Below are 23,057 nucleotides of genomic sequence, written 5' to 3' on the forward strand. Positions count from 1 at the left end.
TCGCGCAAGCATTCGCGCGTAGTTTTGCCCGACTATCCTGCGGCGGAAGGGGCCACGGCGTGCTCAATACCTATTCAAGCTACCAGTTGATCGCCAGGGACTTGAACAAGGCGCTCGACCGCGTCGAGTCCCGGCCGATGGTCGAGCGCGAGACCGAATACTACCTCAAGAACATCACCAAGGTTAAAAGCGTCGACGAGTTCGTCAAGAACGACCGGCTGTTCCGCTACGCCATGAAGGCCTTCGGCCTGCAGGACATGGCCTACGCCAAGGCCTTCATGGCCAAGGTGCTGCGCGAGGGCGTCACCGATCCCGACAGCTTCGCCAACAAGCTGTCCGACAAGCGCTACGTCGAATTCGCCAAGAGCTTCAACTTCGCCGACCTCGGCGCCCGCGCCACCGTCTACAACAAGGCCCAGCAGGGCGCGGTCGACAAATACCTGGCCGCGGTCAAGCTCGGCGGGGGCGACCCCAATGCCGCGGCCGTGCAGCAGGAGGTCAAGTATTACCTCGACAACATCGTCAAGGTGAAATCGGCCAAGGAGTTCATGGCCGACACCCGGCTCTACACCTTCGCCATGAAGGCCTATGGCCTCGAATCCTCCATCGCCAACAAGGAGATGATGGAGAGGGTGCTGGTCGGCGGCGTGCGCGACCCCAAGAGCTTCGCCAACCAGATGGCCGACAAGCGCTACGCGGCCTTCGCCGCCGCCTTCAACTTCGAGGCCTACGGCGCCGACGCCACTACCACCAATCCGGCGCAGAAGCCGGCAACCGAGAAATTCGTCCGCCAGACGCTCGAGGAAGACGCCGGCCAGACCAACGAAGGCGTGCGGCTTGCCCTCTACTTCCAGCGCAAGGCGCCTTCCCTCACCAACTTCTACGAGGTGCTTGCCGACAAGGCGCTGGCCAAGGTCGTGCGCACCGCGCTCGGCCTGCCCGACTCGCTCGCCTCCGCCGACGTCGACCTGCAGGTCAAGCATTTCGAGCAGCGGCTGAAGGTCACCGACTTCTCCAATCCGAAGAAGCTCGGCGATTTCCTCAAGCGCTTCACCAGCATGTGGGAGATCGCCAACCCGACTTCGCCGGTGCAGCAGTCGGCCGGCATCCTGTTCGGCAGGCCGGCAAGCTACGGGGTCTCCACCGACCTCATATTCGCCATGCAGAAGCTGAGGTTCTGAGGACATCATGCAGAACGGTCTCTACGTCGCGCTGTCGGCCCAGGTGGCGCTCGAAAAGCGCCTGAACACCATCGCCGACAACGTCGCCAATTCGTCCACCGTCGGCTTCCGCGCCACCGGCGTGAAGTTCGAGGACGTCGTCTCGGGTATCGGCGACAAGTCGGTGTCCTTCACATCGCCGGGCGACACCTACCTCTCGACCCAGAGCGGCGGCCTGACCCAGACCGCCAATCCGTTCGACTTCGCCATCCGCGGCGACGCCTGGTTCGGCATCGAGACGCCGGCCGGCACCGTCATGACCCGGGACGGACGCTTCACGCTCACCCAGGACGGACAGCTGGTCACGCTGGAGGGCTATCCGGTGCTCGACGCCGGCGGCGCGCCGATGCAGCTCGATCCGCGGGCCGGCCCGCCTGAGGCCGGCGCCGACGGCTCGCTGCGCCAGGACGGGCGGCTGGTCGGTGCCATCGGCCTCTACGAATTCAAGCCCGGCCCGAACTTCGTCCGCTACGGCAATTCGGGCGTGGTGCCCCCGGGAACGCCCGAGCCGGTCGTCGACCGCATGGCGGCGGGCGTCGCGCAGGGCTTCGTCGAGGAATCCAACGTCAACCCGGTCAAGGAGATGACCAAGCTCATCATGGTGCAGCGCGCCTTCGAGAACACGGCCGCGCTCATTCGCCAGACCGACGCCTCCTTCTCCGACGCCATCAAGACCCTCGGGTCCAAATAGGCCGCCAGGTGAGCACCCCCCTGCCCGCGATCCGCACCGACCTGCCCCCGGCACACGACAACCGGCTCGAGGCGCTGGAGCAAGTCCGGCGCCGCTTCGCCGACGACCGCATGCTCGTCCGGCGTGGAGGCCGCGTCACCGAGATCGCGCCGACGCACTACAAGGTCCGCGGCCTCTCTACCAGTGCAAGGCTGGGCGACATCGTCGAGCACGGCGGCCATGGCCTCGGCCGGCGCGGCGAGATCGTCCAGATCGGCCGCGACGAGGTGCTCGTCGCACCTTATGAAAGCAGCGGCGACGTCGGCGTCGGCGATGCCGTCTTCACCCGCGGCCCGATCGCCGTCACACCGCATCCGAGCTGGCGCGGCCGCGCCATCGATGCGCTCGCCCGTCCCATCGACCATGGCCCGCCGCTGATCCGCAGCGCCTCGCCGGGCGGAGCGGCCGTGGCGCCGCCGGCAGCGCTCGCCCGCCAGCGCGTCGACACCGGCTTCCGCACCGGCGTCCGCGTCATCGACATCTTCGCCCCGCTCTGCTTCGGCCAGCGCATGGGCATCTTCGCCGGCTCGGGCGTCGGCAAGTCGACGCTGCTTGCCATGCTGGCCGGCGCCGATGCGTTCGACACGGTCGTCGTCGCCCTGATCGGCGAGCGTGGCCGCGAGGTGCGCGAATTCCTCGAGGACACGATCGGCGCAGCCTCCATGGCCAAGACCATCGCCGTCGTCGCCACCAGCGACGAGAGCGCCATGATGCGCCGCCGCGCCCCCGACACCGCCATGCGCGTCGCCGAACACTTCCGCGACCGCGGCGACCGCGTCCTGCTGGTGCTCGATTCCATCACCCGTTTCGCCCACGCGCTGCGCGAGGTCGCCATCGGTGCGGGCGAGCCGCCGGTGGCGCGCGGCTATCCGGCGTCCGTCTTCACCGAGCTTCCCAAGCTGCTCGAACGCGCCGGACCGGGCGTCGAGGGCAAGGGCTCGATCACCGCGATCATCTCGGTGCTGGTCGACGGCGACGACCACAACGACCCCGTCGCCGATTCCGTGCGCGGCATCCTCGACGGCCATATCGTGCTCGACCGCTCGATCGCCGAGCAGGGCCGCTATCCGCCGGTCAACCCGCTGTCGTCGATCTCGCGCCTCGCCGGCAAGGCCTGGACGCCGGACGAGCGCGTGCTCGTCGGCAAACTCAAGGCTATGATCTCGCGCTTCGAGGACACGCGCGACATCCGCCTGCTCGGTGCCTACCAGCCCGGCGCGGATCCCGAACTGGATCTCGCCGTGCGCCAGGTCCCGGTCATCTACGAGGCGCTGGCACAGTCGCCGTCCGACGGTTCCGCGCCGGACCCGTTCTCCGACCTCGCCCGCCATCTGAAAGCCAAGGATAGAGCCAATGTTCAGGCGGAATGATCCGGCCAGCGAACTGCTGGACATGATCGGCTCGAACCAGAAGCCGGCCACCCTGCTCCAACGCCTCGGGATGAAGCGCCGCACCATCATTCTCGCCCCGCCCGCGCGCCGAAACGACCGTCGCGGCGACCTGATGATCGCCGGCCTGGGCATCGCCATCGGCCTCGCGAGCGCGCTCTTCCCCTGGTACATCTTCTTCAATCCGGAAAAATTCGGCGTGCGCGCGCTGAAATTCGCCGGCGACGGGCAGAGCGAACAATCGGTTCCGCTCGCGCTCGGCCAGCAGGTAGAGCGCGTCGGCGCGCCGATGTCGGTCGAGGACATCCCGCCGATGCAGCTGGATCTGTTCGCCACCGGCTCGCTGCGCCCCGACAAGGACGAGGGCCCCGGCGTGCCGGGCGTCGAACAGCAGCCCTTCCCCGGCCCGGCGGTCAACTTCACCCTCGTGCACGTCGCCAACGGCCGCGCCATGGTCCAGGACCAGAGCGGGCTCTGGGTGGTGCAGCGCGGCTCCGTCCTGCCCGACTCGAGCCGCGTCGCCTCCATCGAGCAGCGCGACGGAAAATGGGTTCTCGTCACCTCCCGCGAGGACGTGGTCGAGCTCCAGCGCTGACCGTCCGCAGGCGCCTGCGGACGCGCGCAAGGCCCGCGCAAGACTGGGGCAATAGTGTTTGGAAATCTGCTCGGAGATTTCCATGGACCCCGTCAACCTCTTCGATCTGGCCGCCCAGCAGGCTCGCTGGCTCTCGGTGCGCCAGACGACCATCGCCGGCAACGTCGCCAACGCCAACACGCCCGGCTACCGGGCGAACGACGTCGAGCCTTTCGAGCAGGTTCTCGACCGCACGCGCGTGGCGATGACCGCGACGCAGGCCGGGCATCTCGGCGGCGGCGCCACCGACGCGAACTACGCCGTCCGCCAGCAGGAACCAGACACCGCCGTGCTGCCCTCCGAAAACACGGTGGCGCTGGAAAGCGAACTCATCAAGGCCGGCGACGTGCGCCGCTCGTTCGAGCTGAACACGGCCGTCGTCAAGGCCTTCCACCGCATGGTCATGTTGAGCAGCAAGGCCTGAATGCCATGGATCCGCTGAGCGCAGCACTCAAGATCGCCGGCTCCGGCCTCGGCGCCCAGTCCGAACGGCTCCGCATCGTTTCGGAAAACCTCGCCAACGCGCAGTCGACCGGCGACACGCCCGGCGCCGAGCCGTATCGGCGCAAGACCATCAGCTTCGCCGCCGAGCTCGACCGCGCGACCGGCGGCTCGACCGTCGAGATCGCCGCCATCGGCAACGACCAGTCGGCGTTCCCGCTCGAATTCCAGCCCGGCAACCAGGCCGCCGACGCCAACGGCTACGTCAAGATGCCCAACGTCAACGTGCTGATCGAGATGGCCGACATGAACGAGGCCAACCGGTCCTACGAAGCCAACCTGCAGGTCATCAAGCAGGCGCGCGATCTCATTTCCATGACCATCGACCTTATGAGGAGCCAGTCGTGATCGGTACCATCAGCCCGCTCGGCCCGCAGGCACTTAGCAAGCCGACGAGCATCGTTCCGGAAGCGGCGCGCGCCGCCACCGGCGACGTCGCTTCCTCCTTCGCCGCAGCCCTTGCCGACGCCGCCACCCAGACCGCGGCGACGCTGCGCCAGGCCGAGCAGATGTCGATCGCCGGCATGCAGGGTCACGCCGACACCCGCGAGGTGGTCGATGCGGTGATGACCGCCGAGCGTTCGCTGCAGGCCGCGATCGCCATCCGCGACAAGATCGTCACCGCCTATCTCGAAGTCAGCCGCATGGGCATCTGAGGACCACGAAGATGAAAGCCCTCTCCATCGCCGCCACCGGCATGAACGCCCAGCAGACCAATCTCGAGGTGATCGCGAACAACATCGCGAACATCAACACCACCGGCTACAAGCGCGCCCGCGCCGAATTCTCCGACCTGCTCTACCAGGTCGATCGCATGCAGGGCGTCCCCAGCCGCGCCAACGCCGCGATCGTGCCGGAAGGCGTCAGCATCGGCCTCGGCGTCAAGACCGCGGCCGTCCGCAACGTCCACGTCCAGGGCGGCCTGACCAGCACCGGCAACCAGTTCGACATGGCACTCACCGGCAAGGGCTGGTTCCAGATCGACGGGCCCGAGGGCGAGACGCTCTACACCCGCGCCGGCTCCTTCAACACCAACGCCACCGGCCAGCTCGTCACCGTCGACGGCTATGTCGTGACCGGCGGCATCACCATCGACCCCAACGCCACCGAGGTCGTCGTCAACAATTCCGGCCAGGTCTTCGCCCGCGTCGCCGGCCAGACGGATCTCGTGCAGCAGGGGCAGCTGATGCTGTCGAACTTCGCCAACGAGGCGGGGCTCGCGCCGCTCGGCGACAACCTGTTCCAGGCGACCGAGGCCTCCGGCCCGGCCATCGACGGCATCCCCGGCGACCCCGGCTTCGCCACGGTCAAGCAGGGCTACCTGGAAAATTCCAACGTCGACCCGGTCAAGGAAATCACCGAGCTGATCTCGGCCCAGCGCGCCTACGAGATGAACTCCAAGGTCATCCAGGCGGCCGACGAAATGGCCGCCGTCGTCTCCAAGAACATCCGGTGAGCATGATGCGGCAGCGCCACGCCCTCCCTCGCATCCGCGCGGCAGCGCTCGCGCTCGCCATGCTCGGCGGCGCCGGCGCGGCCCACGCGCAGGAGGTCGTTCTCGTCCCCAACCGCGTCATCTATCCCGGAGAGACGGTCGTCATGTCGTCGCTCCGGGAAGTCACGCTCAAGCCGGGCAAGGTGCGCCCGGACGGGGTCGCGACACGCGCCGAGGAGCTCGACGGCAAGGTCGCCAAGCGCACGCTGCTGCCCGGCCGCTACGTCGCGGCGGGCGCGCTGCGCCAGCCCTGGCTGGTCGACCGCGGCGCCGCGGTCCAGGTGGTCTTCGAGGCCGGCGCGCTGACGATCTCGGCCGCCGCCGTCGCCCTCGACCCGGGTGCCGCCGGCGACCAGGTCAAGGTGCGCAACGTCGACAGCGGCAAGATCCTCACCGGCACCGTCATGGCCGACGGCTCCATCCGCGTAGGTGCGACATGATCCGCAGGCTGGTACTCGCGGCGGTCGCCGTCCTCGGCCTGCAGGCAGCCTATGCCGACGGCCCCGAGGGCACGCCGATTTCGGAGCTGCAGGAGCCCGGCGGCAAGCCTGTCGGCAACGGCGGCAGCGGCAACGACTATGCCGGTCTCGGCGAGCGCGGCGGTATGGCCGGCGCCTATGACGACCCCGGCCGGCTGACCACCCTCAACGGCGGCGGCAACCTCGCCAGCGTCCGCATCAAGGACATCGCCGTCCTGCAGGAAGCGCGCGACAACCAGCTCGTCGGCTATGGCCTGGTGATCGGCCTCAACGGCTCCGGCGACAGCCTGCGCAACTCGCCCTTCACCGAGCAGTCGATAAGGGCGATGCTCGAAAATCTCGGCGTCGCCTCCGAGGATGGCCGCGCCCGCGTCCGCAACGTCGCCGCCGTCATCGTCACCGCCAACCTGCCCGCCTTCGTGCAGGCAGGCGCGCGCATCGACGTCAACGTCTCCTCGCTCGGCGATGCCTCGTCGCTGGCCGGCGGCACGCTCGTCATGACCCCGCTCAAGGCGGCCGACGGCGAGATCTACGCCGTGGCGCAGGGTTCCATGCTGGTCGGCGGCTTCAACGCCCAGGGCGCGGCCGAATCCGTGACGCAGGGCACCCCGACCGCCGGCCGCGTGCCCAACGGCGCTATCGTCGAGCGCGAGGTCAAGGCTCGCTTCGTCGACGAGAACGTCCTGACCCTGCAGCTCCTCAATCCGGACTTCTCCACCGCCGTGCGCATCGCCGACGCCATCAACAGCTACGCCCGCCAGCGTTTCGGCAAGCGCGTCGCCGGCGAGCAGGATTCGCGCGCCGTCATCGTGCGCAAGCCCGAAGGCATCTCCACCGCACGCTTCTACGCCGAGCTCGAGAACCTGCTCGTCAAGTCGGATGCGCCCGCACGCGTCGTCGTCGACGAGCGCACCGGCACCATCGTCATCGGCAACGAGGTCAAGGTCTCGCGCGTCGCCATCAGCCACGGCACACTCACCGTGCGCATCACCGAGCAGCCGCGGGTGGTCCAGCCCGAGCCCTTCTCGCGCGGCCAGACGGCGGTCGAGGACTTCACCGTCATCGAGGCCGAGCGTCCCGGCTCCAAGGTCGGCCTGCTCAACGGCCCCGACCTGCAGACCCTGGTTGCCGGCCTCAACCGCCTCGGGGTCAAGCCCGACGGCATCATCTCCATCCTCCAGGGCATCAAATCCGCGGGCGCCCTGCAGGCCGAACTGGTTGTGCAATAGGGCTCGTCATGGCGAACGTCATTCCCCTTCCACTCCGCAGCCGGGCGCTCGCCGCGGCCGCCGTCGCGGCGGTGCTGATGGGCGCCGCCCCGTCGCATGCCCAGGAGGTGCGCCAGGTGCTCGACGGCCCCGAGGCCTCGGGCGAACGCGTCGCTCCGGCCGCGCCCAGCGAGGTCGAGCGCTTCTGCTCCAACATCGCCGACGCCGCCCGCGACCGCCGCTATGCCATCCAGGCGGACGAACTCAAGAAGCTGCAGGCCGACGTCGACCAGCGCCTCGCCGCCCTCGAGGAGAAGCGCAGCGAATACGAGACCTGGCTCAAGCGCCGCGAGGTGTTCCTCGCCCGCGCCGAGGAGAACCTCGTCCAGATCTATTCGCGCATGAAACCCGACGCCGCCGCCGAGCGCCTTTCCAAGCTCAATGTCGAGCTCGCCTCGGCCATCCTGATGAAGCTCGACGCCCGCAAGTCAAGCGTCATCCTCAACGAAATGGAAAGCAAGTCGGCCGCGGAGCTCACCCGCGTCATGGCGAGCGCCACGCGCCGGGAAGACCCCTCATGACCAGAAACGCCCTCCTCGCGGCCTCGCTCGCCGGCGTCCTCGCCGGCTGCGCCGCCAATCTCAAGGAGATCAACAAGGAACCCGCAATGTCGGCGGTCGGCTCCGGCATCGACGACGGCAGCTCGGCGATGTACCGCTACCCCGAGGCGCCCGCCGCACCGGTCAAGCGTTTCTCGCTGTGGCAGGACAAGCAGAGCCGCATGTTCACCGATCCGCGCGCCCTGCAGCCGGGCGACATCCTGACCGTCAGGATCCAGATCGACGACCGCGCCCGCTTCAAGAACGAATCCGAGCGCTCGCGCACCTCCAATCGCAAGATCGGGCTCGGCATGAACATGGAATGGGACGGCGCCGGCACCGGCGGTTCGGCCGATGCCGACGTCGATTCCGAATCCAAATTCGCCGGCGACGGCGCCACCTCGCGGTCGGAGAAGCTCGACCTGCTCGTCGCGGCCGTGGTGACCGAGGTGCTGCCCAACGGCAACATGATGATCCGCGGCTCCCAGGAGGTTCGCGTCAACGCCGAACTGCGCGTTCTCACCATCGCCGGCATCGTGCGCCCGTCCGACATCGGACCGGAGAACACCATCCCCTACGAGCGCATCGCCGAGGCGCGCATTTCCTATGGCGGCCGCGGCCGCCTGAGCGAGGTCCAGCAGCCGCCCTACGGCCAGCAGTTCCTCGACCAGGTCCTCCCGTTCTAGGCGCGCCCATGTCGACCGTCGAACAGCCCCTCCCGCGCAAGGCCGGCCCCTCGGTTGTCGTGCAGATCGTCATCCTCGTGCTCATGACCGCCGCCGCCGTCGGCATGGGCTGGCTGTCGGGCGCCTATCTCCAGGACAAGAGCAAGCCGGCCGAAAAGCCGGCCGCGGAATCGCCGTCGCACAAGTCCGGCGAAGGCGGCGACGAGCGACTGGCCAAGGGCACACTGGTGCAGCTCGCCCCGATCACCACCAACCTGGCCGCCCCGGACACCATGTGGGTGCGCCTCGAAGTCTCGCTGGTGCTCACCGAGCCGCAGCCGCCGGAAATGGCCGAGCGTATCCACCAGGATCTGCTCGCCTATGCCCGCACCTTGCGCATCCACCAGATCCAGGGCGCCAGTGCGCTCCGCCAGCTCAAGACCGACCTCGACGAGCGCGCCGCGCTGCGCAGCGGCGGCAAGGTCAAGGAAGTCCTGATCAGGACGTTGCTGTTCGAATGAAGAAATTTCTGGCTACCGCCGCCATCCTGGCCGCCACGGTCCTTCCCGCCGGCGCCCAGCAGCTCGACCTGAGCGCGATCGGCAAGGCCGACGGCGCCACCGTCGGCTACATCATCCAGATGTTCGGCCTGCTCAGCGTGCTTTCGGTCGCGCCGGGCCTGCTCATCATGGTGACGAGCTTCACCCGCTTCGTCATCGCGTTTTCGATCCTGCGCACCGGCATCGGCCTGCAGTCGACGCCCGCCAACCTCATCCTGATCTCGCTGTCGCTGTTCATGACCTTCTACGTCATGGCGCCGACCTTCGATCAGGCCTGGCAGAGCGGCGTAAAGCCGCTGATGGACGACCAGATCACCCAGGCCGAGGCGGTCGACCGCATTTCCGACCCCTTCCGCACCTTCATGATGCGCAACGTCCGCGACAAGGACTTCGCCCTCTTCGCCGATCTCGCCCGCGAGCGCGGCCAGGTCGTGTCGGAGGAGAAGGTCGACCTGCGCATCCTCGTCCCTGCCTTCATGATCTCCGAGATCCGCCGCGGCTTCGAGATCGGCTTCCTGATCGTGCTGCCCTTCCTCGTCATCGACCTCATCGTCGCCACCATCACCATGGCGATGGGCATGATGATGCTGCCGCCCACGGTGGTGTCGCTGCCCTTCAAGATCCTGTTCTTCGTGCTCATTGACGGCTGGAACCTGCTCGTCGGCAGCCTGGTGAGATCGTTCACGTAGCTCAGCCGAGCTTCCTCCCCCCGCATACCGAAAGTCAGGTCGCGCGCCGGTTGCACCGCCGCGCGTCAAACGTGCATTCCTGTAAAAAAATCAGCAGGTTAACACAGGTTAACCATACTATTTAGACCTTTGGTAGGAAGTCGCCCGTTAGATCGCGGTACAGGGCGAGTTGGCCACGACAGATGGCCATAGGCATGATGCCGCTTCGCCCGAGCCGGTGGTTTTCCGGCATGTTCCTCATAAAATTTGTGTACAAGGAACAGGGCTCATGGCTAGCCTTCTCACCAACGCGTCCGCAATGACGGCGCTGCAGACCCTCGCGAGCACCAACAAGAACCTCGAGACCACCCAGAACCGCATCGCCACCGGCCAGCGCGTTTCGACCGCTTCGGACAACGCGGCCTACTGGTCGATCGCCACGAGCATGCGTTCGCAGACCGGCGCCCTTAGCGCCGTGCAGGATGCCCTCGGCCTCGGCGCCGCCATCCTCGACACCGCTTCGAGCGCTCTCGAAGAGGCCATCGACAAGACCAAGGAAATCCTGGCCAAGTACGTTGCTCGTGCAACGCCGGGCACCGACACCGCCGCCATCGACGCTGAAATCACCCAGCTGAAGGCCCAGGTCACCTCGATCGCCCAGAACGCCGACTTCCAGGGCGTCAACATGCTCGAGACCGGCGGCACGGCTGCCAACATCGTGACCGGCTACCAGCCGGGCGCCGCTCCGACGACGATGACGGTTGCCGCCTACGATCTCGAAGCCGCGCTGGCTGCCGCGACCGACACCATGACCGTCGAGACCGCCCTGGACGCGATGAAGACGGCTGCCGCCGGCATCGGCGCGGCCAAGACCCGCGTCGACTCGCAGAAGTCGTTCACCAGCAAGCTGATCGACTCGATGGACCGCGGTATCGGCCAGCTGGTCGACGCCGACATGAACAAGGAATCGGCACGTCTGGCCGCTCTGCAGACCCAGCAGCAGCTCGGCATCCAGGCGCTCTCGATCGCCAACTCGAGCTCGCAGTCGCTCCTGTCGCTGTTCCGCGGCTAACAATATCGGACGGGCGCGGTTCGCCGCGCCCGCATCGATATCGATCCGAGCCGTCTCAGGCATGTGGATCGAACGCCGGGTCGCACCGCAAGGTGCGGCCCGGTTTGCCTTTTTTGGCATTGCCCTGGTCTGGTTCCGGTCGCATCCTGCGCCCGACAGGTCGCCGCCCGTGGACGCCTCCGCGCCCCCGCTCCCAGATAGCCACGCACAAGCTCAGTTCCGGTAGATTCCCGCCGACGGCACGCGTGCGCTGGCGCGTGCCGCGTCGTCGTTAATTCGCCGTTAACCATAGTTGTTTAGTCGTGGTTAACCAATTGCACTGCCGGTTCGGCCCGCGTCATCGGCGGAGCGGACGGAAACCGCAATCGGCACGCGCCCGCGAGGCGCAGATCGACAGAGGGGGGCCCATTCGATGTCCAGTATCATGACCAACGCGTCGGCGATGACCGCGCTGCAGAGCCTGAGCTCCACAAACAAGGCGCTTCAGACCGCCCAGGGGCGCATCTCGACCGGCTATCGCGTCGCCGAAGCGTCCGACAACGCCGCCTACTGGTCCATCGCCACCACCATGCGTTCCGACAACAAGGCCAACTCGTCCGTGCAGGACGCGCTCGGCCTCGGCGCGGGCAAGGTCGACACTGCCTACACCGCCCTCAAGGACGTCATCGGCGTCATCGACGACATCAAGCAGAAGCTGATCACCGCGCGCGGCCAGGGCCTCGACATCCGCCAGCAGATCCAGGGCGAAATCGCCCCCCTGCAGGTCCATCTCAAGAGCGCAGCGGTGGGCGCAAGCTATGCCGGCTCCAACATGCTCGCCACCGACGACCCGGGCCCGGTCGAGATCGTCTCCTCCTACAACCGCGCCGCCGACGGCACCGTCACCCTCGGCAAGATCTCGATCGACATCACCAACATCACGCTGTTTGCGGCCAACGGCACGCCCAAGCCGATCACCACCGACATCATGGCCATCGACGTCGAGACCAACGGCACCGACGCCGACATCGACGGCTACCTTGCCGACATCGAAACGGCGCTGACGTCGATGACCCTGGCCGCCTCCGAGCTCGGCGCCGCCAAGTCGCACATCGACCTGCAGAAAGACTTCGTCTCCAAGCTGATGGATTCCATCGACCGTGGCGTCGGCCAGCTCGTCGACGCCGACATGAACAAGGAATCGACCCGCCTGCAGGCGCTCCAGGTGCAGCAGCAGCTCGGCATCCAGGCGCTGTCGATCGCCAACTCCAATTCGCAGGCGATCCTCTCCCTGTTCAAGGGCTGACCGGCCGCCCGAACCCGCATCCAATCTCGATGGGCCGCGCCTCCCGCGCGGCCCATTTCATTTTCGCACAAGCTTCGAGTTCTAGGGTCTCCGTGGAAGATATTGCGGGGAGCCTTCGCACGTGCCCGAACAGATCCAGAGCATCGTCGCCAATCTGCAGAGCTTCGGCCCGCGCCGGCTCGCGATTCTCGGCGGCATCGCCGCCCTTGTGCTCGCCATCGTCGGCGTGGCGTCGGTCTATCTCAACCGTCCCGCCTACGAGACCCTCTATGTCGGTCTCGAGCGCTCGGACGTGAACCAGATCGGCATGGTGCTGAGCGAGGCCGGCATCGGCTTCGACGTCGCCTCCGACGGCACCACCGTGCTCGTGCCCGCCGGCTCCACCGCCAAGGCGCGCATGCTGCTGGCCGAGAAGGGCCTGCCGACCAGCGCCAACGCCGGCTACGAGCTGTTCGACAATGTCGGCTCGCTCGGCCTCACCTCGTTCATGCAGCAGGTCACCCGCGTCCGCGCCCTCGAAGGCGAGATCGCCCGCACCATCCAGTCGATCGAGGGCATCAAGGCCGCCCGCGTCCACATCGTCATGTCCGAACGGGCGAACTTCCGCCGCGACGAGCAGAAGCCTTCGGCGTCCGTGGTCATCCGAGCCGCAAACGCCGACGCCGAGAAGTCCGCCCTGTCGATCCGCCATCTCGTCGCCGCCGCTGTCCCCGGGCTCGACGCCGAGCGCGTGACCGTGCTCGACGCCGGCGGCAACCTGCTCGCCTCGGGCGACGATCCCAGCAATTCGAGTGCCGCGCGCGCCATCGGCGTCGAGCGCACCGTCGAGACGCAGATCGAGGAAAACATCCGCCGCGCGCTCGCCGCCTATCTCGGCTCGGACAATTTCCGCGCCAGCGTCAAGGCCGAGGTCAACACCGATTCGCGCCAGACCGAGGAGACCATCTTCGATCCGGATTCGCGCGTCGAACGCTCGGTCCAGGTCGTGCGCGCCAACGAAAACAGCAACCAGAAGCAGTCGGCCACCCCGACCACCGTCGAGCAGAACCTGCCCGATGCCGAGGCGACCGCCACCGAGGGGCCGCAGTCGAGCTCGGCCAGCGACCGCAAGGAGGAGATCACCAACTACGAGATGAACTCCAAGCGCATCGCCACCGTCTCCAACGGCTACACCGTCACCAAGATGTCGATCGCCGTCGTCGTCAACCAGCAGCGCCTCGCCGCGGTGCTGGGCCAGAACGCGACGCCCGAGGCGATCGCCGCCCGCGTCGCCGACATCCAGAAGCTGGTCGCCTCCGCCACCGGCTTCGACGAGAAGCGCGGCGACAGCATCAATGTCTCGGCGGTGGAGTTCATCGACGGCCTCGAGGGCGAGGAGGTTTCCGGACCGGGCGTGCTCGCCTCCATCGGCCAGTACGCCGGCACCATGATCAACGCAGCCGCCTTCATCGTCGTCGTCTTCCTCGTCGCCTTCTTCGGCCTGAGGCCGATGGCGACCGCGCTGTCCAAGCCGGCGACGCCCGCGCTGGCCGGCCCGAGCTTCGAGGAGGTGCAGCGTTCGCTGCCGACGCCGGAGGCCGCCGCCGAGGCGCCGCCGGCCCTGCCCGGCGCCCGCCCCAACGCCATCGACGACCTGCGCAACAAGCTGCGTCCCGCGCCGCAGGACAGGCTCGCCCGCATGGTCGACCTCAATGAGGAACGCACCGCGCTCATCCTGCGCAAATGGGCCGCCGCGGAGGCCGCCTGATGTCCATCGCCGCACTGTTCGAACGGCTGACCGACTTCGCGCCGCACGCCCCGCGCGATGCCGAGCCCGCGCAGCCGGCGGGCGCCGCCTATCCCAAGCCGGTGCCGGACCTCGACGTGCCCGCGCTGGTCGCCTCGGCCGTCGCCGAAGCCGAGGCCGCGCTCGCGGCGCGGCTCGCCCAGGAGCATCAGGCAGCGCTCGAGGCCGAGCGCCAGCGTCACGGAGCCGAACTTGCGGCACTGGGCGCCCGACTCGGCTCCGATGCGGGCGCCGTCATCACGGCCGGCATCGGCGACATGGAGGCGCGCCTCGTCCACCTCACCACCGATGCGGCGGCACGCGTCATCGCCGGGCTGGTCAGCGACGACATCCGCGGCCGCTCCATCGATGCGCTCGCCGCCGCCATTCTCGCGGCCCTGGCCGACCGCGACGCCGTGCGCATCAAGGTCAGCGGGCCGCAATTCATGTTCGATGCGCTCGCCGCCGCCCTGGGCGAGCGTGCCGAAGGCGTCGACTTCACCGAGGCCGCCGGCTTCGACCTCAGCGTCGCCATCGACGACAGCCTGTTCGAGACCCGCCTCGGCGAATGGTCCGCCGCCCTTTCAGAGACCTTGCCATGAGCATCGCCAACGACAGCGAACCGCGGCACGAGATCGTCATCGTCAGGCGCCACCATGGCGACCATGACGAGGCCCACCACGGCGGCGTCTGGAAGATCGCCTTCGCCGACTTCATGACGGCGATGATGTGCTTCTTCCTCGTCATGTGGCTGATCAGCGCCGCCAACGAGCAGACCAAGGCGGCGGTCGCGAGCTACTTCAATCCGGTCAAGCTGGTCGACCGCAACGCCAGCCGCAAGGGCATCGAGGAGCTCGGCGACGGGCCCAATTCCGTCGGCCTCACCGCCGAGGACCCCCAGCAGGCGAGCGACAAGGCCGGCACCGACGGACGCGGCAATGCCGGCCCCTCCACCGAGCAGAACTCCGTCGATGCCGCCGACACGGTGAAGCGCTCCGACGAGCAGCTGTTCAGCGACCCCTACGCCGTGCTCGCCGAGATCGCGCAGGACACCGGGCAAAAGGCCAACGTCTCCGACAAGGGCGACGGCGGCGCGCAGGAGGCCGGCCCCGCGACCGGCGCCTCGGGCGGCGACGCCTATCGCGATCCCTTCGCGCCGGACTTCTGGACCGAGCAGGTGGCGACGCCCGCGGCCGAGGCGAGCTCCGAGCGCGCCGCCCTCGAAGGCGAGCCGGCCAAGCCCGGCGACAAGACCGCCCGCTCGGAGATCCCGCCGGCCGTGAAGGCGGTGGAGGCTCAGCCCGGCGCCGCCGCCGAGCAGGTCCCGCCCGCGACCCCGACGCCGACCGCGGCGGCGCGCGAGAAGGCCGAGACGGCCGGCGACGCTCCCAAGCCGGATGCCGCCGAGGCCGAGGCCCTCGCCACGGCACCCGCCAAGCCCGAGGCCAAGCCCGACGACCGGCCGACCCAGGACACCATCGACCAGGCCGACGCCATCCGCCGCGAGCTGGCCGAGGCGCTCAAGCCCGGCGAACAGCTTCCCGACGGCCTGTCCGTCGTCGCCACCGACAAGGGCGTCGTCATCTCCGTCACCGAGCAGCTCGATTTCGGCATGTTCGAGATCGGCTCCGCGGTGCCGCGCCGCGAGCTCGTCCACGCCATGGAGAAGATCGCCAAGACCATCGCCGCCCATGATGGCAAGGTCTCGATCAACGGCCATACCGACGCGCGTCCGTTCAAGGGCGGCACCTATGACAACTGGCGGCTTTCCACCGCCCGCGCCCACTCGGCCTACTACATGCTGGTGCGCGCCGGCCTCGACGAGAAGCGCATCGTCGAGGTCGCCGGCTTCGCCGACCGCAAGCTGAAGGACCCGGCCGATCCTTACGCGGCCGTCAACCGCCGCATCGAGATCCTGCTGGAGGAGGGCGAATGAGGCTGGTGGCGACCCTCTCCGGCGCCGCTGCCCTTGTCGCGCTGTTCGCCGCCGTCGCGCCCGGCGCTGCGCGCGCCGCCGAGGCGCCGGCGCTCGAACCCTACCAGATGGTACGCTGCCTGCAGCTGGTGCAGGACCGCATCGCCGCCGGCGACCTCGCCTCGCTGCCGATGCAGCGCAAGCTGCTGGAGCTGACCGACCAGCGCATGCGCTCCGCCGAACCCGGCGAGTTCAGCGACAAGAAGAACTTCCGCGCCCTGCTCATCTACGCCATGAGCGGCGGCAACCCCGTCACCATCGAGCAGGTCGTGTCGCGCCTCACCCTCGAAGAGGCCGACCGGACCATGGCCCAGGGCGTCATCGACTATCTGCGCGGCAAGCCCAAGGGCACCATCGCCGCGCTCGCCGCCGTCGAGCCGCTGGCGCAGACCTCCGAGCTCGGCGCCTTCCTCGCCCTGGTCAAGGGCTCGGTGGCGATCACCGAGACGCCGGAGACGGCGGTCGAGCTGTTCGACCAGGCGCGCCTGCTCGCCCCCGGGACCCTCGTCGAGGAGGCGGCGCTGCGCCGCTCGGTCGGCCTCGCCCCCCGCCTCGCCGACGGCGGCCGCTTCCTGCGCAACTCCACCCAATATGTCCGCGCCTATCTGCGCTCGCCCTACGCCAGCCAGTTCGCCGATGCCTTCGTTGCGGGCGTCGTCACGCTGAACGGCCAGATCAATCTCGACGCGCTGGCCGACATCACCGCCATGATGGACGCCGAGCAGGAGAAGGTCGTCTACCTGCGCATCGCCCGCCGCGCCGCCATCGACGGCCTCACCGAGCTTTCCGCCTACGCCTCGCGCAAGGCCGAGCAAGGCCGCGACGGCCAGCGCAACGACGCCGACCCGCGCACCCAGCTCTATTCCGGGCTGTCCGCCGTCACCTCCGGCTCCGTCGAGGAGATGCTGGGCAAGCTTGAGGGCATCGACCGCGAGAAACTGTCCAAGGGCGACCGGGCTTTGCTCGACGCCGCCGAGGCGGTGGCCTCCGAGGTGGTGTCGGGCGTGCCCACCGGCTCGCCGACCGGAGCCCCGCCCGCCGACATCGGCGACCTGCCGCCGGCCTCGATCGACATCGACACCGCCGCTCCCGCCGACCCGATGGTGCCGGACGCCATGGAGCCCGCGCCCGAAGCCACCGCGGCCGCGCCCACGACGATCCGCGAACCCGCCGTGCCCGCCGTCACCGACCCCACACCCATTGCCGCTCAGCCGGCCGCTGCCGAGCCGAGCGATCCCAAGATCATCGACGCCCGCCGCAAGCTCGAGGCCATCGACGAACTTCTCGGAGGCTCCCCCAAATGACCGACGCCATCCGCCCGGCGCTGGCCGGCCCGCTCGCCAGGCAGGCGCCCGCTGCCGGCCGTTCCGCCCTCGCGGGCGACGAAGAGGCCGCGGATTTCGGCAGCGCCCTGCTCCAACCGAAGCAGCCGCCCAAAGGCCAGGTCGGCGCCGAAGCGCCGCACGGCAAGCGTCTGCAGCAGCTGCTCGAACGGCTGGCCGAAGCATCGTCCGCCGCCGAACGGCCCGAGCTCCCGGCGATCGCCGCCCCGGTCGAGGACGCCGAGACAAGCCCGTCCGACGAGGCCTCGCCTGCCAAAACCGGTGCCGAGCCTGAGACACCAGACGAGGCGACGGGCGCCGCCATGCCCTTGCTCATAGCCCTTAGCGAACTGCGCAAGGCCGCGAGCCAGCCGGCGAACGCCGCCTCGGAGGATGGCGAAGCCGCAGCCGAAAGCCATCCCGGCGCCTCGGGCGAAACGCCCGCCGCCAGCCGCCCGTCGCTCGTGCTCGCCGGCCTGCCGCCGCGCAATCCTTCCGACGGCATTTCGCCGCCGCCCGGCATGGCCGTGTCGGCCGAAGCGCGCGGTTCGGACAAGCCGGGCGCCACCCCGGGCGAAGCACCCGGCCAGCTGGTTAAGGACATCGTGGTCGATGCCGACAGGCCGCGGCCGGCTCAGCAGTCCGGCCAGGCGGACCAGCCGGCCGCCCCTGCCCGCGTCTCCGTGGTTGCCGAGCAGTTCATTCCGGCACCCGCAACCCCCGGCCCGAGCGGGACGACCGGCGCACTGGCGCTCGCCATCGCCTCCGGAGCGCCGGCGACGTCGGCCGCCGCGGCCGCGCAGGTCCACAACGCCACTTCCGCGCCGGGCGCCACGCACGTGCTCAAGATCCAGTTGCGGCCCGTCGAGCTGGGCATGGTCACGGCCAGCCTGCGCCTCTCCGGAGAGCAACTTAGCGTTGAGATCGAGGTGGAGAACGCCGAGGCCTACCAGCGCCTCTCGGCCGATCGCGAGGCGCTCGCCAGTGCCCTGCGCGGGCTCGGCTTCGAGGTCGATCGCCTCACCATCCAGCAGCCTCAGGCCAGCGCCGGCACCCAGACCCGCAACGATGGATCGGCCTTCGCGGGTGGGGCGGGCGGACGCGACCAGCCGGCCTTCCAGTCGGGCGGCACGGGCAGCGAGGGCGGCGGATCGGGCAGCGGCCAGGCAGGACGGAGAGCACCGGATGAAGATGGCAACCTGCGCAATATCTCGACGCTTGACCCTAACCGTCCTGGCAGCAGCCTCTATATCTAGCGTTCCGCTGGCCTCGGCGTCCGCTGCCGTCAATCCGTGCGAGCCGGAGATCCTGCGCGCCGCCGATCGCTACGGCGTGCCGGTCGGCATCCTCTATGCGGTCGGCCTCACCGAGACCGGCAAGAAGGGCAGTCTTCAGCCCAATGCATTGAATATAGAAGGAAAAGCGGTGTTTCCACGCAATCCGGCCGAAGCCCTCGCGGCGTTCGAGGCGGCGCGAAGCGAAGGCAAGACCCTGATCGACCTCGGCTGCATGCAGATCAATTTCCGCTACCACGCGGCCGAGTTCCGTAGCGTCCGCGACATGCTCGATCCGCGCCTCAACGTCGACTACGCCGCGCGCTTCCTCGTCGGCCTGCGCAAGCGCCACGAGAGCTGGTCGATGGCCGTCGCCCGCTACCATGCCGGCCCCGACAACGACCCGGCGCAGAAGCGCTACGTCTGCCGCGTCATCGCCAACATGATCGCCGCCGGCTTCGTCCAATGGACCTCGAACGCCAGGAGCTTCTGCAACTCCTAGGCGTCTTCAAACCCAGCGCCCCGTCCGCCGGCGGGGCCGTCGACCACATTTTTGGAACCATATTGCCGCTGCACGCATGTCGTGCAGTGCTGCAACCTGCGCGATTCACGACTCCCCAAAAAATATAGGCAAAATCTCGCGATTGGAGACACCCGCCGGCGACCGCTACCGATTGGTTAACGGGGCATTAACTTTTCGATTCGGAGGCGGGGCCGATGATAGTGGTTGTCGACGAGCGCGAGCTCGTCACCAAGGGATATAATTCGCTTTTCGACCGGGAAGGCGTGGCTTGCGCGGGCTTCCGCTCCACCGAATTCGGCGAATGGGTTTCGAGCGCTCCCGACGAGGATCTCCGCTCGGTTCGCGCCTTCCTCATCGGCGACTGCCGCGAAGGCGCCATCTCGCCGCGCCAGCTGCGTGACCGCACCAAGGCGCCGGTGATCGCGCTCAGCGAGCAGAACAACCTCGAAAACACCCTCAAGCTCTTCGAATCAGGCGTCGACGACGTCATTCGCAAGCCGGTCCACATCCGCGAGATCCTGGCACGCATCTCGGCGATCCGCCGCCGCGCCCAGGAGGACACCGGCTTCACCCAGATCGGTGCGATGCGCATCTTCATGGATGGCCGCGATCCCGAGATCGACGGCGAGCCGCTGCCCTTGCCGCGCCGCGAACGCCGCATTCTCGAATACTTGGCAAGCAATAGCGGCCGCCGCGTCACCAAAACCCAGGTGTTCAACGCCATCTATGGCGTCTTCGACGAAGAAGTCGAAGAAAACGTCGTCGAGAGCCACATCAGCAAGCTGCGCAAGAAGCTGCGCGAGCGTCTCGGCCACGACCCGATCGATTCCAAGCGCTTCCTCGGCTACCGCCTGATCGTCTGACCTGAGCCGCCAGCCTCGCGCAAGACATGCCACGTAGCTTGCTCTCGTGGCATGAGATTTGGGGAGACCATCGATGAGCCTCTACGGAATGATGCGGACCGGCGTGTCGGGGATGAACTCCCAGGCGAACCGGCTCTCGACGGTTGCCGACAACATCGCCAATTCAAGCACCACCGGCTACAAGCGCGCCTCGACGGAATTCTCGTCGCTGGTGCTGCCCAGCACCGCCGGCAGCTACAATTCCGGCGGCGTCACCACCACGGTGATCAACTCGATCAGCAAGCAGGGCGCGCTGCAGTACACCACCTCGGTGACGGACCTTGCCATCGACGGCGACGGCTTCTTCGTGGTCCAGGACCCGAGCGGCACCTCGTTCCTGACCCGCGCCGGCGCCTTCGTGCCCGACAAGGACGGCTACCTCGTCAACACCGCCGGCTACAGGCTCTTGGGCTGGGACCTCGCCAACGGCCCGCGTCCGGATGCGCCGGTCAACCCCGGCGACATCGCGCCGATCAGGATCGACGACACGACGCCGCAATGGGCTGCCAGCGAAAACGGCAAGTTCGCGGCCAACCTGCCGAGCAGTGCCAACCCCGTCGCAGCGGCCAACCTGCCGTCCGCCAACGGTGCGGGCGGCGCCACGCCGGCCTACACCGCAAAATCCTCGCTCGTCGCCTACAACAGCGGCGGCGGCCAGGTCATCCTCGACGTCTACCTCACCAAGACGGCCGCCGGTGAGTGGGAGGTCGCGGTGTTCGACCAGGCGCAGGCGGCAGCCGGCGGCGGCTTCCCCTATGCCAGCGGCCCCCTCAGCACCGAGACGCTCGATTTCGACGCGGCGGGCAAGCTTGCCGCGGGCAGTGCGACCGACATCACCCTGACGGTGCCGGGCGGCGCCCCGCTGACCATCGACCTGTCCGGCATGACCCAGGCCGACGCGCCCTACAGCGTCTCCAAGGCCGTGCTCGACGGCAGCCCGCTCAGCAAGATCGAGCGCATCGAGATCGACAAGGACGGCACCGTCTATGCCCAGTACGCCAACGGCTCGATGAAGGCGATCTTCTCGATCGCCATGGCCAACGTGCCGAGCCCCGACAAGCTGACCGTCATCTCCGGCAACGTCTTCGGCCAGAGCGCGGATTCGGGCGCCATCAGCATCGGCTGGCCGACCGAGGGCAAGAACGGCAAGATCGTGTCGGGCGCGCTCGAGAACTCGAACGTCGACATCGCCGAGGAACTCACCAACATGATCGAGTCCCAACGCAACTACACCGCCAATTCCAAGGTCTTCCAAACCGGCGCGGACCTCATGGATATCCTCGTCAACCTGAAGAGATAGGATTGACGGGCCCTAGGCCCGCGAAAGACTGCGCATGTCCCTGACGTCTGCTCTCAGCATTGCCCAATCGGCGCTCCAGAACACCTCGCGCCAGACCAGCACCGTTTCCCGCAACGTCTCGGAAGCGCAGAACCCCGACTACGCGCGCCGAACGGCCTTGCTGTCGAGCACGGGGCCCGGCGCGCGGGTGGTCGCGATCCAGCGCGTGACCAACGACCTGCTGTTCCGGCAGAACCTCTCGGCGCTCGCCTCCTTCTCCGGACAGAGCACCCTGCTCGCCGGCCTGCAGCGGCTTACGCTCGACGTCAATGGCAGCGACAACGCCACCTCGCCGGCCACCGTGCTCGGCAAGTTCCAGGAGGCGATGCAGCTCTATTCCGCCGCGCCCTCCAACCAGAACCTCGGCGTGGCGGCCGTCGACGCCGCCCGCCAGGTGGTGCGCACGCTCAACGACGGCAGCGACGCGATCCAGAGCTTCCGCACCAGCACCGACGGCGACATCGCCACGGCCGTCTACGATCTCAACAAGCTGCTTTCGGATTTCGAGCAGGCCAACAAGGCGATCATGGCCGGCACGCGGACAGGCCGCGACGTCAACGATTCGCTCGACCAGCGCGACGCGATCCTGAAGCAGATCTCCGAGATCGTTCCGGTCTCCACCTTCACCCGCGGCGACAACGACATGGTCATCACGACCACCGACGGCATCACGCTGTTCGAGACCGTGCCGCGCGCCGTCAGCTTCTCGCCCTCGGCCGGCTACGCCCCTGGCGCGCCCGGCAACAAGGTCTATATCGACGGCGTGCCGCTCCAGCCCGGAACCGGCGCCAACACCGACGCGGCCGGCAAGCTCGCCGCCATGCTGCAGCTGCGCGACAGCGTCGCCGTCACCATGCAGGCGCAGCTCGACGAGACGGCTCGCGGCCTCATCACCGCCTTCCGCGAAACGGCGGCCGGATCGCCCGACGCCACCGGCCTGTTCACCTGGCCGGGCTCGCCCGCCGTGCCGCCCGCCGGCACGCTGGTCAACGGCCTCGCCGGCTCGATCAGCCTCAGCCTGGCTGTCGATCCGCTCGCCGGCGGCAATCCGAAATTGTTGCGCGACGGCGGCATCAACGGCGCGGCCTACAACCGCAACCCGGCCAACAACGCCTCCTACGCCGGACTGCTGATCGCCTATGGCGACCGCATCGGCGAGCCCATGGCCTTCGATCCGGCGGCCGGCATCAGCACCAATTCGAGCCTCAGCGACTTCACCACCAATGCCATCGGCTGGTTCGAGGGCATGCGCAAGCAGGCCTCGGCCGCTTCCGAGACGAAGGAGGCGCTCGCCGTGCGCACCGCCGAGGCGCTATCCAACGAGACCGCCGTCAATGTCGACGTCGAGATGTCGCTGCTGCTCGACCTCGAACAGGCCTACCAGGCCTCGGCTCGCCTCATCAAGGCGGTCGACGACATGCTGCAGGCCCTGCTTGCGGCGGTGAGGTAGTCG

At 68.2% G+C, this 23,057-nt stretch carries 25 protein-coding genes; all 25 read left to right on the forward strand.

What is annotated here, in order from left to right:
- The first annotated feature begins 59 nt into the window (after positions 1-59).
- The 25 genes from J2X50_RS04700 (at position 60) to flgK (ending at position 23,054) form a co-directional block, all read left to right on the forward strand.
- Positions 60-1,181 carry a DUF1217 domain-containing protein gene (locus tag J2X50_RS04700; protein WP_429092170.1) on the forward strand — a complete coding sequence of 374 codons (1,122 nt, stop codon included), beginning with the start codon at positions 60-62 and terminating at the stop codon, positions 1,179-1,181.
- A gap of 7 nt (positions 1,182-1,188) precedes the next feature.
- Positions 1,189-1,911 carry a flagellar basal-body rod protein FlgF gene (flgF, locus tag J2X50_RS04705; RefSeq protein WP_429092173.1) on the forward strand — a complete coding sequence of 241 codons (723 nt, stop codon included), beginning with the start codon at positions 1,189-1,191 and terminating at the stop codon, positions 1,909-1,911.
- Positions 1,912-1,919: 8 nt separating this feature from the next.
- On the forward strand, positions 1,920-3,320 hold the full coding sequence (gene fliI, locus J2X50_RS04710; RefSeq protein WP_429092176.1) for a flagellar protein export ATPase FliI: 1,401 nt from the start codon (positions 1,920-1,922) through the stop codon (positions 3,318-3,320).
- Positions 3,304-3,933, forward strand: coding sequence for a hypothetical protein (locus tag J2X50_RS04715; RefSeq protein ID WP_429092179.1), 630 nt, complete (start codon positions 3,304-3,306; stop codon positions 3,931-3,933). Before fliI ends, J2X50_RS04715 begins: the two co-directional genes overlap by 17 nt.
- Positions 3,934-4,015: 82 nt before the next feature.
- Positions 4,016-4,396, forward strand: coding sequence for a flagellar basal body rod protein FlgB (flgB, locus tag J2X50_RS04720; RefSeq protein ID WP_429092182.1), 381 nt, complete (start codon positions 4,016-4,018; stop codon positions 4,394-4,396).
- Positions 4,397-4,401: 5 nt separating this feature from the next.
- A complete protein-coding gene (gene flgC / locus J2X50_RS04725; RefSeq protein WP_340036729.1) occupies positions 4,402-4,821 on the forward strand; it encodes a flagellar basal body rod protein FlgC in 420 nt (139 codons plus the stop codon).
- The gene (locus tag J2X50_RS04730; RefSeq protein WP_429092185.1) at positions 4,818-5,129 is read left to right on the forward strand and encodes a flagellar hook-basal body complex protein FliE; all 312 of its coding nucleotides are present in this window, start codon (positions 4,818-4,820) and stop codon (positions 5,127-5,129) included. Before flgC ends, J2X50_RS04730 begins: the two co-directional genes overlap by 4 nt.
- Positions 5,130-5,140: 11 nt before the next feature.
- A complete protein-coding gene (flgG, locus tag J2X50_RS04735) occupies positions 5,141-5,929 on the forward strand; it encodes a flagellar basal-body rod protein FlgG (protein WP_347965964.1) in 789 nt (262 codons plus the stop codon).
- A gap of 2 nt (positions 5,930-5,931) precedes the next feature.
- Positions 5,932-6,408, forward strand: a complete 477-nt coding sequence (flgA, locus tag J2X50_RS04740) for a flagellar basal body P-ring formation chaperone FlgA (RefSeq protein WP_429092822.1) — start codon at positions 5,932-5,934, stop codon at positions 6,406-6,408.
- Positions 6,405-7,676, forward strand: a complete 1,272-nt coding sequence (locus J2X50_RS04745) for a flagellar basal body P-ring protein FlgI (protein WP_429092187.1) — start codon at positions 6,405-6,407, stop codon at positions 7,674-7,676. The genes flgA and J2X50_RS04745 overlap by 4 nt, the downstream gene beginning before the upstream one ends.
- Before the next feature lie 8 nt (positions 7,677-7,684).
- On the forward strand, positions 7,685-8,236 hold the full coding sequence (locus J2X50_RS04750) for a MotE family protein (protein WP_429092190.1): 552 nt from the start codon (positions 7,685-7,687) through the stop codon (positions 8,234-8,236).
- On the forward strand, positions 8,233-8,940 hold the full coding sequence (gene flgH / locus J2X50_RS04755; protein WP_429092193.1) for a flagellar basal body L-ring protein FlgH: 708 nt from the start codon (positions 8,233-8,235) through the stop codon (positions 8,938-8,940). The genes J2X50_RS04750 and flgH overlap by 4 nt, the downstream gene beginning before the upstream one ends.
- An 8-nt stretch (positions 8,941-8,948) precedes the next feature.
- Positions 8,949-9,440 carry a flagellar basal body-associated FliL family protein gene (locus J2X50_RS04760; RefSeq protein ID WP_429092196.1) on the forward strand — a complete coding sequence of 164 codons (492 nt, stop codon included), beginning with the start codon at positions 8,949-8,951 and terminating at the stop codon, positions 9,438-9,440.
- On the forward strand, positions 9,437-10,168 hold the full coding sequence (gene fliP, locus J2X50_RS04765; RefSeq protein ID WP_429092199.1) for a flagellar type III secretion system pore protein FliP: 732 nt from the start codon (positions 9,437-9,439) through the stop codon (positions 10,166-10,168). The genes J2X50_RS04760 and fliP overlap by 4 nt, the downstream gene beginning before the upstream one ends.
- Before the next feature lie 268 nt (positions 10,169-10,436).
- Positions 10,437-11,219: a flagellin gene (locus J2X50_RS04770; RefSeq protein WP_347965970.1), complete on the forward strand. Its 783-nt coding sequence runs from the start codon at positions 10,437-10,439 to the stop codon at positions 11,217-11,219.
- Positions 11,220-11,631: 412 nt separating this feature from the next.
- Positions 11,632-12,504 carry a flagellin gene (locus tag J2X50_RS04775; RefSeq protein ID WP_429092202.1) on the forward strand — a complete coding sequence of 291 codons (873 nt, stop codon included), beginning with the start codon at positions 11,632-11,634 and terminating at the stop codon, positions 12,502-12,504.
- 121 nt (positions 12,505-12,625) lie between these two features.
- The gene (gene fliF, locus J2X50_RS04780) at positions 12,626-14,251 is read left to right on the forward strand and encodes a flagellar basal-body MS-ring/collar protein FliF (RefSeq protein ID WP_347965972.1); all 1,626 of its coding nucleotides are present in this window, start codon (positions 12,626-12,628) and stop codon (positions 14,249-14,251) included.
- On the forward strand, positions 14,251-14,871 hold the full coding sequence (locus J2X50_RS04785) for a hypothetical protein (RefSeq protein WP_429092205.1): 621 nt from the start codon (positions 14,251-14,253) through the stop codon (positions 14,869-14,871). Before fliF ends, J2X50_RS04785 begins: the two co-directional genes overlap by 1 nt.
- A complete protein-coding gene (locus J2X50_RS04790) occupies positions 14,868-16,205 on the forward strand; it encodes a MotB family protein (RefSeq protein WP_429092208.1) in 1,338 nt (445 codons plus the stop codon). Before J2X50_RS04785 ends, J2X50_RS04790 begins: the two co-directional genes overlap by 4 nt.
- Entirely contained in the window at positions 16,202-17,548 is a 1,347-nt protein-coding gene (locus tag J2X50_RS04795) for a chemotaxis protein MotC (RefSeq protein WP_429092211.1), read from the forward strand. Before J2X50_RS04790 ends, J2X50_RS04795 begins: the two co-directional genes overlap by 4 nt.
- The gene (locus J2X50_RS04800) at positions 17,545-18,822 is read left to right on the forward strand and encodes a flagellar hook-length control protein FliK (RefSeq protein WP_429092214.1); all 1,278 of its coding nucleotides are present in this window, start codon (positions 17,545-17,547) and stop codon (positions 18,820-18,822) included. The genes J2X50_RS04795 and J2X50_RS04800 overlap by 4 nt, the downstream gene beginning before the upstream one ends.
- A complete protein-coding gene (locus tag J2X50_RS04805; protein ID WP_429092825.1) occupies positions 18,758-19,342 on the forward strand; it encodes a transglycosylase SLT domain-containing protein in 585 nt (194 codons plus the stop codon). Before J2X50_RS04800 ends, J2X50_RS04805 begins: the two co-directional genes overlap by 65 nt.
- 215 nt (positions 19,343-19,557) lie before the next feature.
- The gene (locus J2X50_RS04810) at positions 19,558-20,226 is read left to right on the forward strand and encodes a response regulator transcription factor (protein WP_340036714.1); all 669 of its coding nucleotides are present in this window, start codon (positions 19,558-19,560) and stop codon (positions 20,224-20,226) included.
- A 73-nt stretch (positions 20,227-20,299) separates the two neighbouring features.
- Entirely contained in the window at positions 20,300-21,565 is a 1,266-nt protein-coding gene (locus tag J2X50_RS04815) for a flagellar hook protein FlgE (protein WP_340036713.1), read from the forward strand.
- A 34-nt stretch (positions 21,566-21,599) separates the two neighbouring features.
- Positions 21,600-23,054 (forward strand): flagellar hook-associated protein FlgK, encoded by a 1,455-nt coding sequence (gene flgK / locus J2X50_RS04820; protein WP_429092217.1) that lies wholly within the window; start codon positions 21,600-21,602, stop codon positions 23,052-23,054.
- The last annotated feature ends 3 nt before the right edge of the window (positions 23,055-23,057 follow it).

It is taken from the genome of Aminobacter sp. BE322 (assembly GCF_050433525.1).
Classification (GTDB): domain Bacteria; phylum Pseudomonadota; class Alphaproteobacteria; order Rhizobiales; family Rhizobiaceae; genus Aminobacter.